The organism is Shigella dysenteriae, from assembly GCF_022354085.1.
GTDB classification, from domain to species: domain Bacteria; phylum Pseudomonadota; class Gammaproteobacteria; order Enterobacterales; family Enterobacteriaceae; genus Escherichia; species Escherichia coli.
The window spans coordinates 4,992,090-5,010,709 of record NZ_CP055055.1; the positions used below are offsets into that span (position 1 = coordinate 4,992,090).

The 18,620-nt window shown below is 49.5% G+C and carries 13 protein-coding genes, 2 tRNA genes, 3 rRNA genes and 1 pseudogene; 15 read left to right on the plus strand and 4 right to left on the minus strand.

The genetic code is table 11. From position 1 onward, the window contains the following. Positions 1–30 precede the first annotated feature (30 nt). The 7 genes from trkH to rrf all read left to right on the plus strand — a co-directional run bounded on the left by trkH (position 31) and on the right by rrf (position 7,517). The gene (trkH, locus tag HUZ68_RS23815) at positions 31–1,482 is read left to right on the plus strand and encodes a Trk system potassium transporter TrkH (RefSeq protein WP_000545677.1); all 1,452 of its coding nucleotides are present in this window, start codon (positions 31–33) and stop codon (positions 1,480–1,482) included. Between the two features lie 11 nt (positions 1,483–1,493). Then, the gene (gene hemG / locus HUZ68_RS23820) at positions 1,494–2,039 is read left to right on the plus strand and encodes a menaquinone-dependent protoporphyrinogen IX dehydrogenase (RefSeq protein ID WP_000853959.1); all 546 of its coding nucleotides are present in this window, start codon (positions 1,494–1,496) and stop codon (positions 2,037–2,039) included. Between the two features lie 377 nt (positions 2,040–2,416). Beyond that, a 16S ribosomal RNA gene (locus tag HUZ68_RS23825) occupies positions 2,417–3,958 on the plus strand. A 68-nt stretch (positions 3,959–4,026) separates the two neighbouring features. Beyond that, positions 4,027–4,103, plus strand: a tRNA-Ile gene (locus HUZ68_RS23830). A gap of 42 nt (positions 4,104–4,145) precedes the next feature. Further along, positions 4,146–4,221: transfer RNA gene (locus HUZ68_RS23835), tRNA-Ala, on the plus strand. A 183-nt stretch (positions 4,222–4,404) separates the two neighbouring features. After that, positions 4,405–7,307: ribosomal RNA gene (locus HUZ68_RS23840) — 23S ribosomal RNA — on the plus strand. Positions 7,308–7,401: 94 nt separating this feature from the next. Then, positions 7,402–7,517, plus strand: a 5S ribosomal RNA gene (gene rrf / locus HUZ68_RS23845). The 16S, 23S and 5S rRNA genes sit together here with 2 tRNA genes alongside, the layout of an rRNA operon. Positions 7,518–7,618: 101 nt before the next feature. On the opposite strand, the gene mobB is transcribed toward rrf, so the two are convergent. Together mobB and mobA are read right to left on the minus strand one after the other, a co-directional pair. Further along, on the minus strand, positions 7,619–8,146 hold the full coding sequence (mobB, locus tag HUZ68_RS23850; RefSeq protein WP_034173810.1) for a molybdopterin-guanine dinucleotide biosynthesis protein MobB: 528 nt from the start codon (positions 8,144–8,146) through the stop codon (positions 7,619–7,621). Next, positions 8,128–8,712, minus strand: a complete 585-nt coding sequence (gene mobA, locus HUZ68_RS23855; RefSeq protein ID WP_032281453.1) for a molybdenum cofactor guanylyltransferase MobA — start codon at positions 8,710–8,712, stop codon at positions 8,128–8,130. Before mobA ends, mobB begins: the two co-directional genes overlap by 19 nt. A 69-nt stretch (positions 8,713–8,781) precedes the next feature. On the opposite strand from mobA, the gene HUZ68_RS23860 reads away from it, so the two are divergent. The 4 genes from HUZ68_RS23860 (at position 8,782) to HUZ68_RS23875 (ending at position 12,342) form a co-directional block, all read left to right on the plus strand. After that, a complete protein-coding gene (locus tag HUZ68_RS23860) occupies positions 8,782–9,051 on the plus strand; it encodes a YihD family protein (RefSeq protein ID WP_001295263.1) in 270 nt (89 codons plus the stop codon). 76 nt (positions 9,052–9,127) lie between these two features. Further along, positions 9,128–10,114 (plus strand): stress response kinase SrkA, encoded by a 987-nt coding sequence (gene srkA, locus HUZ68_RS23865; protein ID WP_001626369.1) that lies wholly within the window; start codon positions 9,128–9,130, stop codon positions 10,112–10,114. A 16-nt stretch (positions 10,115–10,130) separates the two neighbouring features. Continuing rightward, positions 10,131–10,757: a thiol:disulfide interchange protein DsbA gene (dsbA, locus tag HUZ68_RS23870; RefSeq protein ID WP_000725337.1), complete on the plus strand. Its 627-nt coding sequence runs from the start codon at positions 10,131–10,133 to the stop codon at positions 10,755–10,757. A gap of 154 nt (positions 10,758–10,911) precedes the next feature. After that, positions 10,912–12,342, plus strand: coding sequence for a YdgA family protein (locus tag HUZ68_RS23875; protein WP_187208280.1), 1,431 nt, complete (start codon positions 10,912–10,914; stop codon positions 12,340–12,342). Positions 12,343–12,382: 40 nt separating this feature from the next. On the opposite strand, the gene HUZ68_RS23880 is transcribed toward HUZ68_RS23875, so the two are convergent. Continuing rightward, a complete protein-coding gene (locus HUZ68_RS23880) occupies positions 12,383–13,315 on the minus strand; it encodes an acyltransferase (RefSeq protein WP_001313432.1) in 933 nt (310 codons plus the stop codon). Positions 13,316–13,678: 363 nt separating this feature from the next. Between HUZ68_RS23880 and polA the strand changes: the two genes are divergently transcribed. Together polA and spfP are read left to right on the plus strand one after the other, a co-directional pair. Next, positions 13,679–16,465: a DNA polymerase I gene (gene polA / locus HUZ68_RS23885; protein ID WP_000250006.1), complete on the plus strand. Its 2,787-nt coding sequence runs from the start codon at positions 13,679–13,681 to the stop codon at positions 16,463–16,465. Positions 16,466–16,630: 165 nt separating this feature from the next. Further along, complete coding sequence (spfP, locus tag HUZ68_RS25185) at positions 16,631–16,678, plus strand: small protein SpfP (protein ID WP_071892919.1); 48 nt, start codon at positions 16,631–16,633, stop codon at positions 16,676–16,678. 168 nt (positions 16,679–16,846) lie between these two features. Here spfP and yihA read toward each other — a convergent pair whose 3' ends face one another. Next, positions 16,847–17,479: a ribosome biogenesis GTP-binding protein YihA/YsxC gene (gene yihA / locus HUZ68_RS23890; RefSeq protein ID WP_000183349.1), complete on the minus strand. Its 633-nt coding sequence runs from the start codon at positions 17,477–17,479 to the stop codon at positions 16,847–16,849. Between the two features lie 296 nt (positions 17,480–17,775). On the opposite strand from yihA, the pseudogene HUZ68_RS23895 reads away from it, so the two are divergent. Together HUZ68_RS23895 and yihI are read left to right on the plus strand one after the other, a co-directional pair. Further along, positions 17,776–17,942, plus strand: a pseudogene (locus HUZ68_RS23895) (hypothetical protein). A 118-nt stretch (positions 17,943–18,060) separates the two neighbouring features. Continuing rightward, on the plus strand, positions 18,061–18,570 hold the full coding sequence (gene yihI, locus HUZ68_RS23900; protein WP_001295266.1) for a Der GTPase-activating protein YihI: 510 nt from the start codon (positions 18,061–18,063) through the stop codon (positions 18,568–18,570). Positions 18,571–18,620 lie beyond the last annotated feature (50 nt).

Consider the following 18,620-nt stretch of genomic DNA (forward strand, 5'->3'; position numbering starts at 1 on the left):
TCGTTTTGCAGAACTAAGGAAGCGGCAGAGATGCATTTTCGCGCCATTACCCGAATCGTTGGACTACTGGTCATCTTATTTTCAGGGACCATGATTATCCCTGGGCTGGTAGCACTCATCTACCGGGATGGAGCGGGCCGCGCTTTTACCCAGACCTTTTTTGTCGCCCTCGCCATTGGCTCTATGCTGTGGTGGCCGAACCGCAAAGAGAAGGGCGAACTGAAATCCCGTGAGGGGTTTCTGATAGTGGTGCTGTTCTGGACCGTGCTGGGTAGTGTCGGTGCGCTCCCTTTTATCTTCTCGGAAAGCCCGAACCTCACGATTACCGATGCGTTTTTTGAATCTTTCTCTGGCCTGACCACCACCGGGGCCACTACGCTGGTGGGGCTGGATTCGCTCCCTCACGCCATCCTCTTTTATCGCCAGATGCTGCAATGGTTTGGCGGGATGGGGATCATCGTGTTAGCGGTTGCGATACTGCCTATCCTCGGCGTGGGTGGGATGCAGCTCTATCGTGCAGAAATGCCCGGCCCGCTGAAAGATAACAAAATGCGCCCGCGAATTGCGGAAACGGCGAAAACCCTGTGGTTGATTTATGTCTTGCTGACCGTCGCCTGTGCGCTGGCGTTGTGGTTTGCCGGAATGGATGCCTTTGATGCCATCGGCCATAGCTTTGCGACTATCGCTATTGGCGGCTTCTCGACACATGATGCCAGTATCGGTTATTTCGATAGCCCGACTATTAACACTATCATTGCTATCTTCCTGCTGATCTCCGGCTGTAACTACGGTCTGCACTTTTCACTGTTAAGTGGGCGTAGTCTGAAGGTTTATTGGCGCGATCCGGAATTTCGCATGTTTATCGGCGTACAGTTTACGCTGGTGGTTATTTGTACCCTCGTACTGTGGTTTCATAATGTCTACAGTTCGGCGCTGATGACAATTAACCAGGCGTTTTTCCAGGTGGTGTCGATGGCGACAACCGCCGGGTTTACGACTGACAGCATTGCCCGCTGGCCGCTCTTTTTGCCGGTACTGCTTTTATGTTCGGCTTTTATCGGCGGTTGTGCCGGGTCAACGGGCGGTGGCCTGAAAGTGATCCGCATCCTGCTGCTGTTTAAGCAGGGGAACCGTGAGCTGAAACGACTGGTGCATCCGAACGCCGTCTATAGCATTAAGCTGGGGAATCGCGCACTGCCGGAACGTATCCTCGAAGCCGTTTGGGGATTTTTCTCCGCCTATGCATTGGTGTTTATTGTCAGTATGCTGGCGATTATCGCCACGGGCGTGGATGACTTTTCTGCCTTTGCCTCAGTTGTTGCGACATTGAATAACCTGGGGCCAGGGCTTGGCGTGGTTGCTGATAACTTTACCAGTATGAACCCGGTGGCTAAATGGATCCTGATTGCCAACATGCTGTTTGGTCGTCTCGAGGTCTTTACATTGCTGGTGCTCTTTACCCCGACTTTCTGGCGTGAATGATGGAGTAATACGTGAAAACATTAATTCTTTTCTCAACAAGGGACGGACAAACGCGCGAGATTGCCTCCTACTTGGCTTCGGAACTGAAAGAACTGGGGATCCAGGCGGATGTCGCCAATGTGCACCGCATTGAAGAACCACAGTGGGAAAACTACGACCGTGTGGTCATTGGTGCTTCTATTCGCTATGGTCACTACCACTCTGCGTTCCAGGAATTTGTCAAAAAGCATGCGACGCGGCTGAATTCGATGCCGAGCGCCTTTTACTCCGTAAACCTGGTGGCGCGTAAACCGGAGAAGCGCACTCCACAGACCAACAGCTACGCGCGGAAGTTTCTGATGAACTCGCAATGGCGTCCCGATCGCTGCGCGGTCATTGCCGGGGCGCTGCGTTACCCACGTTATCGCTGGTACGACCGTTTTATGATCAAGCTGATTATGAAGATGTCAGGCGGTGAAACGGATACGCGCAAAGAAGTTGTCTATACCGATTGGGAGCAGGTGGCGAATTTCGCCCGAGAAATCGCCCATTTAACCGACAAACCGACGCTGAAATAAGCATAAAGAATAAAAAATGCGCGGTCAGAAAATTATTTTAAATTTCCTCTTGTCAGGCCGGAATAACTCCCTATAATGCGCCACCACTGACACGGAACAACGGCAAACACGCCGCCGGGTCAGCGGGGTTCTCCTGAGAATTCCGGCAGAGAAGGCAAAAATAAATGCTTGACTCTGTAGCGGGAAAGCGTATTATGCACACCCCGCGCCGCTGAGAAAAAGCGAAGCGGCACTGCTCTTTAACAATTTATCAGACAATCTGTGTGGGCACTCGAAGATACGGATTCTTAACGTCGCAAGACGAAAAATGAATACCAAGTCTCAAGAGTGAACACGTAATTCATTACGAAGTTTAATTCTTTGAGCATCAAACTTTTAAATTGAAGAGTTTGATCATGGCTCAGATTGAACGCTGGCGGCAGGCCTAACACATGCAAGTCGAACGGTAACAGGAAGCAGCTTGCTGTTTCGCTGACGAGTGGCGGACGGGTGAGTAATGTCTGGGAAACTGCCTGATGGAGGGGGATAACTACTGGAAACGGTAGCTAATACCGCATAACGTCGCAAGACCAAAGAGGGGGACCTTCGGGCCTCTTGCCATCGGATGTGCCCAGATGGGATTAGCTAGTAGGTGGGGTAACGGCTCACCTAGGCGACGATCCCTAGCTGGTCTGAGAGGATGACCAGCCACACTGGAACTGAGACACGGTCCAGACTCCTACGGGAGGCAGCAGTGGGGAATATTGCACAATGGGCGCAAGCCTGATGCAGCCATGCCGCGTGTATGAAGAAGGCCTTCGGGTTGTAAAGTACTTTCAGCGGGGAGGAAGGGAGTAAAGTTAATACCTTTGCTCATTGACGTTACCCGCAGAAGAAGCACCGGCTAACTCCGTGCCAGCAGCCGCGGTAATACGGAGGGTGCAAGCGTTAATCGGAATTACTGGGCGTAAAGCGCACGCAGGCGGTTTGTTAAGTCAGATGTGAAATCCCCGGGCTCAACCTGGGAACTGCATCTGATACTGGCAAGCTTGAGTCTCGTAGAGGGGGGTAGAATTCCAGGTGTAGCGGTGAAATGCGTAGAGATCTGGAGGAATACCGGTGGCGAAGGCGGCCCCCTGGACGAAGACTGACGCTCAGGTGCGAAAGCGTGGGGAGCAAACAGGATTAGATACCCTGGTAGTCCACGCCGTAAACGATGTCGACTTGGAGGTTGTGCCCTTGAGGCGTGGCTTCCGGAGCTAACGCGTTAAGTCGACCGCCTGGGGAGTACGGCCGCAAGGTTAAAACTCAAATGAATTGACGGGGGCCCGCACAAGCGGTGGAGCATGTGGTTTAATTCGATGCAACGCGAAGAACCTTACCTGGTCTTGACATCCACAGAACTTTCCAGAGATGGATTGGTGCCTTCGGGAACTGTGAGACAGGTGCTGCATGGCTGTCGTCAGCTCGTGTTGTGAAATGTTGGGTTAAGTCCCGCAACGAGCGCAACCCTTATCCTTTGTTGCCAGCGGTCCGGCCGGGAACTCAAAGGAGACTGCCAGTGATAAACTGGAGGAAGGTGGGGATGACGTCAAGTCATCATGGCCCTTACGACCAGGGCTACACACGTGCTACAATGGCGCATACAAAGAGAAGCGACCTCGCGAGAGCAAGCGGACCTCATAAAGTGCGTCGTAGTCCGGATTGGAGTCTGCAACTCGACTCCATGAAGTCGGAATCGCTAGTAATCGTGGATCAGAATGCCACGGTGAATACGTTCCCGGGCCTTGTACACACCGCCCGTCACACCATGGGAGTGGGTTGCAAAAGAAGTAGGTAGCTTAACCTTCGGGAGGGCGCTTACCACTTTGTGATTCATGACTGGGGTGAAGTCGTAACAAGGTAACCGTAGGGGAACCTGCGGTTGGATCACCTCCTTACCTTAAAGAAGCGTACTTTGCAGTGCTCACACAGATTGTCTGATGAAAATGAGCAGTAAAACCTCTACAGGCTTGTAGCTCAGGTGGTTAGAGCGCACCCCTGATAAGGGTGAGGTCGGTGGTTCAAGTCCACTCAGGCCTACCAAATTTGCACGGCAAATTTGAAGAGGTTTTAACTACATGTTATGGGGCTATAGCTCAGCTGGGAGAGCGCCTGCTTTGCACGCAGGAGGTCTGCGGTTCGATCCCGCATAGCTCCACCATCTCTGTAGTGATTAAATAAAAAATACTTCAGAGTGTACCTGCAAAGGTTCACTGCGAAGTTTTGCTCTTTAAAAATCTGGATCAAGCTGAAAATTGAAACACTGAACAACGAGAGTTGTTCGTGAGTCTCTCAAATTTTCGCAACACGATGATGAATCGAAAGAAACATCTTCGGGTTGTGAGGTTAAGCGACTAAGCGTACACGGTGGATGCCCTGGCAGTCAGAGGCGATGAAGGACGTGCTAATCTGCGATAAGCGTCGGTAAGGTGATATGAACCGTTATAACCGGCGATTTCCGAATGGGGAAACCCAGTGTGTTTCGACACACTATCATTAACTGAATCCATAGGTTAATGAGGCGAACCGGGGGAACTGAAACATCTAAGTACCCCGAGGAAAAGAAATCAACCGAGATTCCCCCAGTAGCGGCGAGCGAACGGGGAGGAGCCCAGAGCCTGAATCAGTGTGTGTGTTAGTGGAAGCGTCTGGAAAGGCGCGCGATACAGGGTGACAGCCCCGTACACAAAAATGCACATACTGTGAGCTCGATGAGTAGGGCGGGACACGTGGTATCCTGTCTGAATATGGGGGGACCATCCTCCAAGGCTAAATACTCCTGACTGACCGATAGTGAACCAGTACCGTGAGGGAAAGGCGAAAAGAACCCCGGCGAGGGGAGTGAAAAAGAACCTGAAACCGTGTACGTACAAGCAGTGGGAGCCTCTTTTATGGGGTGACTGCGTACCTTTTGTATAATGGGTCAGCGACTTATATTCTGTAGCAAGGTTAACCGAATAGGGGAGCCGAAGGGAAACCGAGTCTTAACTGGGCGTTAAGTTGCAGGGTATAGACCCGAAACCCGGTGATCTAGCCATGGGCAGGTTGAAGGTTGGGTAACACTAACTGGAGGACCGAACCGACTAATGTTGAAAAATTAGCGGATGACTTGTGGCTGGGGGTGAAAGGCCAATCAAACCGGGAGATAGCTGGTTCTCCCCGAAAGCTATTTAGGTAGCGCCTCGTGAATTCATCTCCGGGGGTAGAGCACTGTTTCGGCAAGGGGGTCATCCCGACTTACCAACCCGATGCAAACTGCGAATACCGGAGAATGTTATCACGGGAGACACACGGCGGGTGCTAACGTCCGTCGTGAAGAGGGAAACAACCCAGACCGCCAGCTAAGGTCCCAAAGTCATGGTTAAGTGGGAAACGATGTGGGAAGGCCCAGACAGCCAGGATGTTGGCTTAGAAGCAGCCATCATTTAAAGAAAGCGTAATAGCTCACTGGTCGAGTCGGCCTGCGCGGAAGATGTAACGGGGCTAAACCATGCACCGAAGCTGCGGCAGCGACACTATGTGTTGTTGGGTAGGGGAGCGTTCTGTAAGCCTGTGAAGGTGTACTGTGAGGTATGCTGGAGGTATCAGAAGTGCGAATGCTGACATAAGTAACGATAAAGCGGGTGAAAAGCCCGCTCGCCGGAAGACCAAGGGTTCCTGTCCAACGTTAATCGGGGCAGGGTGAGTCGACCCCTAAGGCGAGGCCGAAAGGCGTAGTCGATGGGAAACAGGTTAATATTCCTGTACTTGGTGTTACTGCGAAGGGGGGACGGAGAAGGCTATGTTGGCCGGGCGACGGTTGTCCCGGTTTAAGCGTGTAGGCTGGTTTTCCAGGCAAATCCGGAAAATCAAGGCTGAGGCGTGATGACGAGGCACTACGGTGCTGAAGCAACAAATGCCCTGCTTCCAGGAAAAGCCTCTAAGCATCAGGTAACATCAAATCGTACCCCAAACCGACACAGGTGGTCAGGTAGAGAATACCAAGGCGCTTGAGAGAACTCGGGTGAAGGAACTAGGCAAAATGGTGCCGTAACTTCGGGAGAAGGCACGCTGATATGTAGGTGAAGTCCCTCGCGGATGGAGCTGAAATCAGTCGAAGATACCAGCTGGCTGCAACTGTTTATTAAAAACACAGCACTGTGCAAACACGAAAGTGGACGTATACGGTGTGACGCCTGCCCGGTGCCGGAAGGTTAATTGATGGGGTCAGCGCAAGCGAAGCTCTTGATCGAAGCCCCGGTAAACGGCGGCCGTAACTATAACGGTCCTAAGGTAGCGAAATTCCTTGTCGGGTAAGTTCCGACCTGCACGAATGGCGTAATGATGGCCAGGCTGTCTCCACCCGAGACTCAGTGAAATTGAACTCGCTGTGAAGATGCAGTGTACCCGCGGCAAGACGGAAAGACCCCGTGAACCTTTACTATAGCTTGACACTGAACATTGAGCCTTGATGTGTAGGATAGGTGGGAGGCTTAGAAGTGTGGACGCCAGTCTGCATGGAGCCGACCTTGAAATACCACCCTTTAATGTTTGATGTTCTAACGTTGACCCGTGATCCGGGTTGCGGACAGTGTCTGGTGGGTAGTTTGACTGGGGCGGTCTCCTCCTAAAGAGTAACGGAGGAGCACGAAGGTTGGCTAATCCTGGTCGGACATCAGGAGGTTAGTGCAATGGCATAAGCCAGCTTGACTGCGAGCGTGACGGCGCGAGCAGGTGCGAAAGCAGGTCATAGTGATCCGGTGGTTCTGAATGGAAGGGCCATCGCTCAACGGATAAAAGGTACTCCGGGGATAACAGGCTGATACCGCCCAAGAGTTCATATCGACGGCGGTGTTTGGCACCTCGATGTCGGCTCATCACATCCTGGGGCTGAAGTAGGTCCCAAGGGTATGGCTGTTCGCCATTTAAAGTGGTACGCGAGCTGGGTTTAGAACGTCGTGAGACAGTTCGGTCCCTATCTGCCGTGGGCGCTGGAGAACTGAGGGGGGCTGCTCCTAGTACGAGAGGACCGGAGTGGACGCATCACTGGTGTTCGGGTTGTCATGCCAATGGCACTGCCCGGTAGCTAAATGCGGAAGAGATAAGTGCTGAAAGCATCTAAGCACGAAACTTGCCCCGAGATGAGTTCTCCCTGACCCTTTAAGGGTCCTGAAGGAACGTTGAAGACGACGACGTTGATAGGCCGGGTGTGTAAGCGCAGCGATGCGTTGAGCTAACCGGTACTAATGAACCGTGAGGCTTAACCTTACAACGCCGAAGCTGTTTTGGCGGATGAGAGAAGATTTTCAGCCTGATACAGATTAAATCAGAACGCAGAAGCGGTCTGATAAAACAGAATTTGCCTGGCGGCCTTAGCGCGGTGGTCCCACCTGACCCCATGCCGAACTCAGAAGTGAAACGCCGTAGCGCCGATGGTAGTGTGGGGTCTCCCCATGCGAGAGTAGGGAACTGCCAGGCATCAAATTAAGCGAAAGGCCATCCTGACGGATGGCCTTTTTGCGTTGGTGCAAAAAAATGCCGGATGCGACGCTGGCGCGTCTTATCCAGCCTACTCTTGCTTATCCGTTCTGCTTTTGCATCCACTCCACCACAAAATCAGCCAGCCCCTCAACATCATTAATATCCAGTAATGCGACATCAAGATTAAGCGGCACATCACTGGCTACAGCAATAACATGCCTGTCTATCACTAATTCTTCCGGTCGATGTCCGGCTCTATCGCGAAACAGCACAATCTTTGCGATCTCTTCATGCTTAAACCCTTCGACCAGAATCAAATCCAGCTTTGAGGTATCCATTCGACTTGCGAGAAAATGTAGATCCAGCTCTTCTTCGTCTGGTGTTTCCGTCATCAAGGCCCATCGTTGCTGGCTGGCAACGATGGTTTGTGCCGCGCCAGCCTTGCGCAGCTCATAGCTATCTTTGCCTGGCTTATCAACATCCATATCATGGTGCGTATGCTTAATCAGCCCTGGACGGATCCCTCTGGCGCATAATGCCGGGATCAGTTTTTTCAAAAGCGTAGTTTTTCCGGTACCACTCCACGCGGCAAAGGCGAGTAACGGTATCATCGTTTTTCCTGCCATCGGGCAAGCTCCTCTGGCGTATTCACGTTAACAAATGCATCTTTATGATCGCTGAAATCAACCGCATGCCCGCCAGCCAGACGCATAAATGCCATTACCCGGCGTTCTCCTGCTTGCAGATATTCCAGCAATAAAGGCTCAATAGCGCGGTTTACCAGAGCAATAGTCGGGTGATCGCGTTCACCGTCATGGACCCACACGACAGGCGCATCTTTGCGCTGATGATTAAGCCGGGTGGCTAAATCATGGGGAATGTAAGGCGTATCGCACGGACAAAACAAAAACCACTCACCAGCTTCCTGCTGCATTACTGAAAGCATCCCTGCCAGAGGGCCTGGGTAATCCGCCAGTGAATCTTCAATCACTTTCAGACCGCCTGCCTGATAGATTTCCTGATGACGATTAGCATTAACCACGACGTGAGAGAGCTGCGTCATAAGCGCGTCAGCGACATGTTGCCACAGCGGTTTGCCATTTAAGTCCAGCAATCCTTTATCTACGCCGCCCATTCGTCTGGCTTTACCGCCTGCCAGCACAACGCCTGTTATCGTCGTCATCAGATTCACCGATATCGCCTCTTTTATTGTGGGATTGACCCTGCTAACGTGTCTGTCTCAAGAGTAAGGAGCATTACTATGAAATGTAAACGTCTGAATGAAGTTATTGAACTCCTCCAGCCAGCCTGGCAAAAAGAGCCAGACCTTAACCTGTTGCAATTTTTGCAGAAACTGGCGAAAGAGTCAGGTTTTGACGGCGAACTGGCGGATTTGACGGATGACATTCTGATCTATCACCTGAAAATGCGTGATTCCGCGAAAGATGCGGTGATCCCGGGTTTGCAGAAAGATTATGAGGAAGACTTCAAAACGGCGCTGTTACGCGCTCGCGGCGTAATTAAAGAGTAAAAGCTTGTAAGCGGCGCCACCAAAATCATCGTGAAATGATATCCTTCATCATTCGTAATGTTTTCCGGATGATGGGATGAACAACAGCGCTTTTACTTTCCAGACACTACACCCGGATACCATCATGGACGCTCTGTTTGAGCAAGGGATCCGGGTGGATTCCGGTCTTACCCCGCTTAACAGCTATGAAAACCGTGTCTATCAATTTCAGGACGAAGATCGTCGACGTTTTGTCGTCAAATTTTATCGCCCTGAACGTTGGACAGCCGATCAAATCCTCGAAGAACATCAATTTGCGTTGCAGCTGGTAAATGATGAAGTTCCGGTCGCAGCACCTGTGGCTTTTAACGGTCAGACTTTATTGAATCATCAGGGATTTTATTTCGCTGTTTTTCCAAGCGTCGGTGGTCGCCAGTTCGAAGCTGATAATATCGATCAGATGGAAGCGGTTGGGCGTTATTTAGGGCGTATGCACCAGACGGGGCGCAAACAGCTTTTTATCCATCGCCCGACCATCGGTCTGAATGAATATCTCATTGAGCCACGCAAGCTGTTTGAGGACGCTACACTGATACCTTCCGGGTTGAAAGCGGCATTCCTGAAAGCGACAGATGAGCTGATCGCCGCCGTTACAGCACACTGGCGGGAAGATTTCACCGTTCTGCGGCTACATGGAGACTGCCACGCCGGGAATATTCTCTGGCGCGATGGTCCAATGTTTGTTGATCTGGATGATGCACGTAATGGTCCAGCTATTCAGGATTTGTGGATGTTGCTCAATGGCGATAAAGCCGAGCAGCGGATGCAACTGGAAACTATTATTGAAGCTTATGAAGAATTTAGCGAGTTCGACACCGCTGAAATCGGACTGATTGAACCTTTACGCGCCATGCGTTTGGTTTATTATCTTGCCTGGCTAATACGGCGTTGGGCTGATCCCGCGTTCCCGAAAAATTTCCCGTGGTTAACCGGGGAAGATTACTGGCTACGACAGACGGCGACTTTTATAGAACAGGCAAAAGTTCTACAAGAACCCCCTTTGCAATTAACACCTATGTATTAATCGGAGAGAGTAGATCATGAAAAAGATTTGGCTGGCGCTGGCTGGTTTAGTTTTAGCGTTTAGCGCATCGGCGGCGCAGTATGAAGATGGTAAACAGTACACTACCCTGGAAAAACCGGTAGCTGGCGCGCCGCAAGTGCTGGAGTTTTTCTCTTTCTTCTGCCCGCACTGCTATCAGTTTGAAGAAGTTCTGCATATTTCTGATAATGTGAAGAAAAAACTGCCGGAAGGCGTGAAGATGACTAAATACCACGTCAACTTCATGGGTGGTGACCTGGGCAAAGATCTGACTCAGGCATGGGCTGTGGCGATGGCGCTGGGCGTGGAAGACAAAGTGACTGTTCCGCTGTTTGAAGGCGTACAGAAAACCCAGACCATTCGTTCTGCTTCTGATATCCGCGATGTATTTATCAACGCAGGTATTAAAGGTGAAGAGTACGACGCGGCGTGGAACAGCTTCGTGGTGAAATCTCTGGTCGCTCAGCAGGAAAAAGCCGCAGCTGACGTGCAATTGCGTGGTGTTCCGGCGATGTTTGTTAACGGTAAATATCAGCTGAATCCGCAGGGTATGGATACCAGCAATATGGATGTTTTTGTTCAGCAGTATGCTGATACAGTGAAATATCTGTCCGAGAAAAAATAATTCAATGTAAATTACATAAGGCCCGTGAATATTCACGGGCTTTTTTTATTATTTAATAAATATAAATACATTCTGATAATGCATCCTGCCGCTGGACATTATTTCAGCATAAGTGGATATTCAAAGTTTTGCTGTTTTATCAGGGAATATTTATATGATACGTAAGTCAGCTACAGGTGTTATTGTTGCGTTAGCCGTAATCTGGGGTGGTGGCACATGGTACACAGGTACGCAAATTCAGCCTGGTGTCGAAAAATTTATTAAAGATTTTAACGATGCTAAAAAGAAAGGTGAACATGCCTACGATATGACGTTAAGTTATCAAAATTTTGACAAAGGCTTTTTTAATTCCCGTTTTCAAATGCAAATGACATTCGATAACGGTGCACCTGATCTCAATATCAAGCCAGGCCAGAAAGTTGTATTTGATGTGGATGTTGAGCACGGTCCGTTGCCCATCACAATGTTAATGCATGGTAATGTCATCCCAGCACTGGCAGCGGCAAAAGTGAACTTAGTGAATAATGAACTGACACAACCGCTATTTATCGCCGCGAAAAATAAATCGCCCGTGGAAGCGACATTGCGATTCGCGTTTGGTGGCTCATTCTCTACGACATTAGATGTTGCCCCTGCAGAGTATGGAAAGTTTTCTTTTGGTGAGGGCCAGTTTACTTTTAATGGTGATGGTAGTTCATTGTCTAACCTGGATATTGAAGGCAAAGTCGAAGGTATTGTTCTGCAATTATCACCAATGAACAAAGTAACGGCAAAAAGTTTTACCATTGATTCTCTGGCGCGATTAGAAGAAAAGAAATTTCCGGTTGGTGAAAGCGAGTCGAAATTTAATCAGATTAACATTATCAATCACGGGGAAGACGTTGCCCAAATCGATGCTTTCGTTGCAAAAACCAGGCTGGATCGCGTTAAAGACAAAGATTATATCAATGTCAATCTGACCTACGAACTTGATAAGTTAACAAAAGGGAATCAGCAACTCGGTAGTGGTGAGTGGTCATTGATTGCTGAATCTATTGATCCCTCAGCAGTGCGCCAATTTATCATCCAGTATAACATTGCGATGCATAAGCAGCTTGCTGCACACCCTGAGTTAGCAAACGATGAAGTTGCTCTGCAAGAAGTGAATGCTGCATTGTTCAAAGAGTATTTACCGTTATTACAACAAAGTGAGCCGACCATTAAACAACCGGTAAGATGGAAGAACGCACTCGGCGAACTAAATGCCAATCTGGATATCAGTATTGCCGACCCAGCCAAATCTTCATCATCCACAAACAAAGATATCAAATCGCTCAATTTTGATGTGAAGTTACCGCTTAATGTCGTCACAGAAACCGCAAAACAGCTTAATTTATCTGAAGGAATGGATGCGGAAAAAGCGCAAAAGCAGGCTGATAAACAAATCAGCGGGATGATGACATTAGGTCAGATGTTTCAGTTAATCACGATTGACAACAATACCGCCTCGCTGCAGCTGCGTTATACACCGGGTAAAGTTGTTTTTAACGGACAGGAGATGAGCGAAGAAGAATTTATGTCTCGTGCCGGACGTTTTGTTCATTAAAATACTCACTCGCCTCTGCTCATTCAGAGGCGAGTAAAACTTACTTATTCTGACGCTGTGATGACATGAGAGACGTCAGAAGCCGGTCTTTTTCCTGCCACAGTGAGTTCAGCCATTGCTGAAAATGGCGCTTAAAGCTTTTGTCATTGATGTAGTCGCCATGTAACTCATCGGCAATAGGCTGTAAATCCACATGTACGACAATCCGCGTCAGTTTACCGCTTAACATATCGAAGAACGGCTGACGGTTATTGTCCGGATAACACAGCGTAACATTAAGCAGTTTATCGAATTGTTTACCCAGTACATTTAGCGCCATCGCAATGCCTGCCGCCTTTGGTGGCAACAAGTTTTGAAAAGTGGAGTGGGTTTGCTGATGTTTTTCTTGCGTGAAACGGGAGCCTTCAACGAAATTGACAATGGTGGTGGGATGCAGGCGAAACTTTTCACAAGAACGCCGAGTGGTTTCAACATCTTTACCACGTCGCTCCGGATGACGTAATAAATAAGCGCGGGAATAACGCTTCATAAACGGCATATCCAGCGCCCAGCACGCCAGGCCAAGAAATGGCACCCAGGCCAGCTGTTGCTTGAGGAAATATTTATTCATCGGAATGTGCTTACGAAACAGCACGCACAGTACGACAATATCTGCCCAACTACGGTGGTTACAAATAAGCAGATACCAGTTCTTCTTACTTAACCCTTCCAGCCCGTGAACTTCCCATTGCAGGTGTGGGTTCAGATGCAGTAATACCGCCAGACCTTCACACCAGCAATACATCATAAAATCACAAAAACGCGAAACCTTTCGCCAAATGACTGGCACAGGTAGCAATAGTTTTACAATCCCGGCAATGATGATCGGGACGGAACAAAAAATAGTGACCAAAATGGTCAATACGATACTCAGCAAAAGGGTTATCGCAGCGAGTATTCTCGTCATAATGAATTTATTCAAAAGGTTAGCCATAGACAGTGCGCTAAAGAAGCGCAAGGCGCAGATTTTAGCAGAAAACGACCCAAATAACGGATGATCCTTAAGGAGAAAAATAATTCATATCTATCCACATTAGAAAAAATCCCATTATCTCAATTATTAGGGATGGCTTTATTTTTAACTGCATGAAAAACAAAGACAAACATCATGCTGTAAAAAGCATGATAATAAATTAAAAGCGATGTAAATAATTTATGCACAAAGTTATCCACATGACGATTTGCGAGCGATCCAGAAGATCTACAAAAGATTTTCACGAAAAGCGGTGAAAAACTCATGTTTTTATCCTGTCTGTGGCATCCTTTACCCATAATCTGATAAACAGGCACGGACATTATGGTTCAGATCCCCCAAAATCCACTTATCCTTGTAGATGGTTCATCTTATCTTTATCGCGCATATCACGCGTTTCCCCCGCTGACTAACAGCGCAGGCGAGCCGACCGGTGCGATGTATGGTGTCCTCAACATGCTGCGCAGTCTGATCATGCAATATAAACCGACGCATGCAGCGGTGGTCTTTGACGCCAAGGGAAAAACCTTTCGTGATGAACTGTTTGAACATTACAAATCACATCGCCCGCCAATGCCGGACGATCTGCGAGCACAAATCGAACCCTTGCACGCGATGGTTAAAGCGATGGGACTGCCGCTGCTGGCGGTTTCTGGCGTAGAAGCGGACGACGTTATCGGTACTCTGGCGCGCGAAGCCGAAAAAGCCGGGCGTCCGGTGCTGATCAGCACTGGCGATAAAGATATGGCGCAGCTGGTGACGCCAAATATTACGCTTATCAATACCATGACGAATACCATCCTCGGACCGGAAGAGGTGGTGAATAAGTACGGCGTGCCGCCAGAACTGATCATCGATTTCCTGGCGCTGATGGGTGACTCCTCTGATAACATTCCTGGCGTACCGGGCGTCGGTGAAAAAACCGCGCAGGCATTGCTGCAAGGTCTTGGCGGGCTGGATACGCTGTATGCCGAGCCAGAAAAAATTGCTGGGTTGAGCTTCCGTGGCGCGAAAACAATGGCAGCGAAGCTCGAGCAAAACAAAGAAGTTGCTTATCTCTCATACCAGCTGGCGACGATTAAAACCGACGTTGAACTGGAGCTGACCTGTGAACAACTGGAAGTGCAGCAACCGGCAGCGGAAGAGTTGTTGGGGCTGTTCAAAAAGTATGAGTTCAAACGCTGGACTGCTGATGTCGAAGCGGGCAAATGGTTACAGGCCAAAGGGGCAAAACCAGCCGCGAAGCCGCAGGAAACCAGTGTTGCAGACGAAGCGCCAGAAGTGACGGCAACGGTGATTTCTTATGACAACTACGTCACCATCCTTGATGAAGAAACACTGAAAGCGTGGATTGCGAAGCTGGAAAAAGCGCCGGTATTTGCATTTGATACCGAAACCGACAGCCTTGATAACATCTCTGCTAACCTGGTCGGGCTTTCTTTTGCTATCGAGCCAGGCGTAGCGGCATATATTCCGGTTGCTCATGATTATCTTGATGCGCCCGATCAAATCTCTCGCGAGCGTGCACTCGAGTTGCTAAAACCGCTGCTGGAAGATGAAAAGGCGCTGAAGGTCGGGCAAAACCTGAAATACGATCGCGGTATTCTGGCGAACTACGGCATTGAACTGCGTGGGATTGCGTTTGATACCATGCTGGAGTCCTACATTCTCAATAGCGTTGCCGGGCGTCACGATATGGACAGCCTCGCGGAACGTTGGTTGAAGCACAAAACCATCACTTTTGAAGAGATTGCTGGTAAAGGCAAAAATCAACTGACCTTTAACCAGATTGCCCTCGAAGAAGCCGGACGTTACGCCGCCGAAGATGCAGATGTCACCTTGCAGTTGCATCTGAAAATGTGGCCAGATCTGCAAAAACACAAAGGGCCGTTGAACGTCTTCGAGAATATCGAAATGCCGCTGGTGCCGGTGCTTTCACGCATTGAACGTAACGGTGTGAAGATCGATCCGAAAGTGCTGCACAATCATTCTGAAGAGCTCACCCTTCGTCTGGCTGAGCTGGAAAAGAAAGCGCATGAAATTGCAGGTGAGGAATTTAACCTTTCTTCCACCAAGCAGTTACAAACCATTCTGTTTGAAAAACAGGGCATTAAACCGCTGAAGAAAACGCCGGGTGGCGCGCCGTCAACGTCGGAAGAGGTACTGGAAGAACTGGCGCTGGACTATCCGTTGCCAAAAGTGATTCTGGAGTATCGTGGTCTGGCGAAGCTAAAGTCGACTTACACCGACAAGCTGCCGCTGATGATCAACCCGAAAACCGGGCGTGTGCATACCTCTTATCACCAGGCAGTAACTGCAACGGGACGTTTATCGTCAACCGATCCTAACCTGCAAAACATTCCGGTGCGTAATGAAGAAGGTCGTCGTATCCGCCAGGCGTTTATTGCGCCAGAGGATTATGTGATTGTCTCAGCGGACTACTCGCAGATTGAACTGCGCATTATGGCGCATCTCTCGCGTGACAAAGGCTTGCTGACCGCATTCGCGGAAGGAAAAGATATCCACCGGGCAACGGCGGCAGAAGTGTTTGGTTTGCCACTGGAAACCGTCACCAGCGAGCAACGCCGTAGCGCGAAAGCGATCAACTTTGGTCTGATTTATGGCATGAGTGCTTTCGGTCTGGCGCGGCAATTGAACATTCCACGTAAAGAAGCGCAGAAGTACATGGACCTTTACTTCGAACGCTACCCTGGCGTGCTGGAGTATATGGAACGCACCCGTGCTCAGGCGAAAGAGCAGGGCTACGTTGAAACGCTGGACGGACGCCGTCTGTATCTGCCGGATATCAAATCCAGCAATGGTGCTCGTCGTGCAGCGGCTGAACGTGCAGCCATTAACGCGCCAATGCAGGGAACCGCCGCCGACATTATCAAACGGGCGATGATTGCCGTTGATGCGTGGTTACAGGCTGAGCAACCGCGTGTACGTATGATCATGCAGGTACACGATGAACTGGTATTTGAAGTTCATAAAGATGATGTTGATGCCGTCGCGAAGCAGATTCATCAACTGATGGAAAACTGTACCCGTCTGGATGTGCCGTTGCTGGTGGAAGTGGGGAGTGGCGAAAACTGGGATCAGGCGCACTAAGATTCGCCTGAACATGCCCTTTTTTCGTAAGTAAGCAACATAAGCTGTCACGTTTTGTGATGGCTATTAGAAATTCCTATGCAACAACTGAAAAAAAATTACAAAAAGTGCTTTCTGAACTGAACAAAAAAGAGTAAAGTTAGTCGCGTAGGGTACAGAGGTAAGATGTTCTATCTTTCAGACCTTTTACTTCACGTAATCGGATTTGGCTGAATATTTTAGCCGCCCCAGTCAGTAATGACTGGGGCGTTTTTTATTGGGCGAAAGAAAAGATCCGTAATGCCTGATGCGCTATGTTTATCAGGCCAACGGTAGAATTGTAATCTATTGAATTTACGGGCCGGATACGCCACATCCGGCACAAGCATTAAGGCAAGAAAATTATTCGCCGTCCTGCGTTTCTTCTACAGGCTGCATCTCGCTAAACCAGGTATCCAGTTTCTGCCGCAGCTTGTCCACGCCTTGTTTCTTCAACGAAGAAAACGTTTCAACCTGCACATCACCGTTAAACGCCAGTACAGCTTCACGCACCATATTCAATTGCGCTTTACGTGCGCCGCTTGCCAGTTTGTCCGCTTTGGTCAGCAGCACCAGAACGGCGATATTGCTGTCTACCGCCCACTCAATCATCTGCTGATCCAAATCTTTCAGCGGATGGCGAATATCCATTAGCACCACCAGACCTTGCAGGCTCTGACGTTTTTCGAGGTATTCGCCGAGCGCACGCTGCCATTTGCGCTTCATCTCTTCCGGGACTTCCGCATAACCGTACCCAGGCAAGTCAACCAGACGCTTGCCGTCAGCCACTTCAAACAGGTTGATAAGCTGGGTGCGCCCTGGGGTTTTTGAGGTACGAGCCAGGCTTTTCTGGTTAGTCAGCGTGTTCAGCGCGCTGGATTTACCTGCGTTGGAACGGCCTGCAAAAGCCACTTCAATTCCGGTATCGGAAGGTAGGTGGCGAATATCAGGCGCACTCATCACAAAATGCGTCTGTTGATAATTCAAATTAGTCAAAGCGGTCGTCTCCGTCAGTCAAAGCTTTGTGGCGATTATACCTGAACCATAATAAAAGGCGGATTTTTCGGCGTGAGCGTTGTAAGTAAAAGCCATACGCTTTGTGAGACATTGCCGATAGTCTTTATGCGAAATAGCAGAGAAAATTCTGCGATGCATGTCAAATAAGCTATATAAATCAGTGAATTGCTTTTATATAAAACTCTGAAAATGTGCAAATACTGATGGCGGTTGATTGTTTGTTTAAAGCAAAGGCGTAAAGTAGCACCCATAGAGCGAGGACGCTAACAGGAACAATGACTCAGGATGAGGGTCAGGAGCGCCAGGAGGCGAAGACAGAGGATTGTCAGGAAGACAAACGTCCGGAGACGTAATTAAACGGAAATGGAATCAACACGGATTGTTCCGGCTAAAGGAAAAACAGGGTGTGTTGGCGGCCTGCAAGGATTGTAAGACCCGTTAAGGGTTATGAGTCAGGAAAAAAGGCGACAGAGTAATCTGTCGCCTTTTTTCTTTGCTTGCTTTCTGTTAGATTCCGCCGCAAATCTATACTGAATAAAACGGCTAAAAGACGAACCATTATGAAACCATCATCTTCAAACTCACGCAGCAAAGGTCATGCAAAAGCGCGTCGAAAAACACGCGAGGAGCTGGATCAGGAAGCTCGTGATCGCAAGCGTCAGAAAAAACGTCGTGGTCATGCGCCGGGCAGCCGCGCAGCGGGCGGAAACACCACGTCAGGCAGCAAAGGCCAGAACGCACCAAAAGATCCACGTATTGGCAGTAAAACCCCTATTCCATTGGGCGTGACTGAAAAAGTCACCAAACAGCACAAACCGAAGAGTGAGAAACCTATGCTTTCACCGCAGGCGGAGTTGGAATTACTGGAAACGGATGAGCGTCTGGATGCGCTGCTGGAACGTCTGGAAGCAGGCGAAACCCTGAGTGCCGAAGAGCAATCCTGGGTGGATGCTAAACTGGATCGTATTGATGAGTTGATGCAGAAACTCGGCCTCTCTTATGACGATGACGAAGAAGAGGAAGAAGACGAGAAGCAAGAAGACATGATGCGTCTGCTGCGGGGCAACTAACGGATTGCCGCCGTGGGCCTTCCCGTTCTGCTGATAACCCTTCCGGTTAT

Bases quoted from the DNA above. Each gene is read 5' to 3' on its own strand.
- trkH (WP_000545677.1), top strand. From the start codon at position 31: ATGCATTTTCGCGCCATTACCCGAATCGTTGGACTACTGGTCATCTTA.
- mobB (WP_034173810.1), bottom strand. From the start codon at position 8,146: ATGGCAGGAAAAACGATGATACCGTTACTCGCCTTTGCCGCGTGGAGT.
- HUZ68_RS23860 (WP_001295263.1), top strand. From the start codon at position 8,782: ATGAAATGTAAACGTCTGAATGAAGTTATTGAACTCCTCCAGCCAGCC.
- srkA (WP_001626369.1), top strand. From the start codon at position 9,128: ATGAACAACAGCGCTTTTACTTTCCAGACACTACACCCGGATACCATC.
- dsbA (WP_000725337.1), top strand. From the start codon at position 10,131: ATGAAAAAGATTTGGCTGGCGCTGGCTGGTTTAGTTTTAGCGTTTAGC.
- HUZ68_RS23875 (WP_187208280.1), top strand. From the start codon at position 10,912: ATGATACGTAAGTCAGCTACAGGTGTTATTGTTGCGTTAGCCGTAATC.
- HUZ68_RS23880 (WP_001313432.1), bottom strand. From the start codon at position 13,315: ATGGCTAACCTTTTGAATAAATTCATTATGACGAGAATACTCGCTGCG.
- polA (WP_000250006.1), top strand. From the start codon at position 13,679: ATGGTTCAGATCCCCCAAAATCCACTTATCCTTGTAGATGGTTCATCT.
- yihI (WP_001295266.1), top strand. From the start codon at position 18,061: ATGAAACCATCATCTTCAAACTCACGCAGCAAAGGTCATGCAAAAGCG.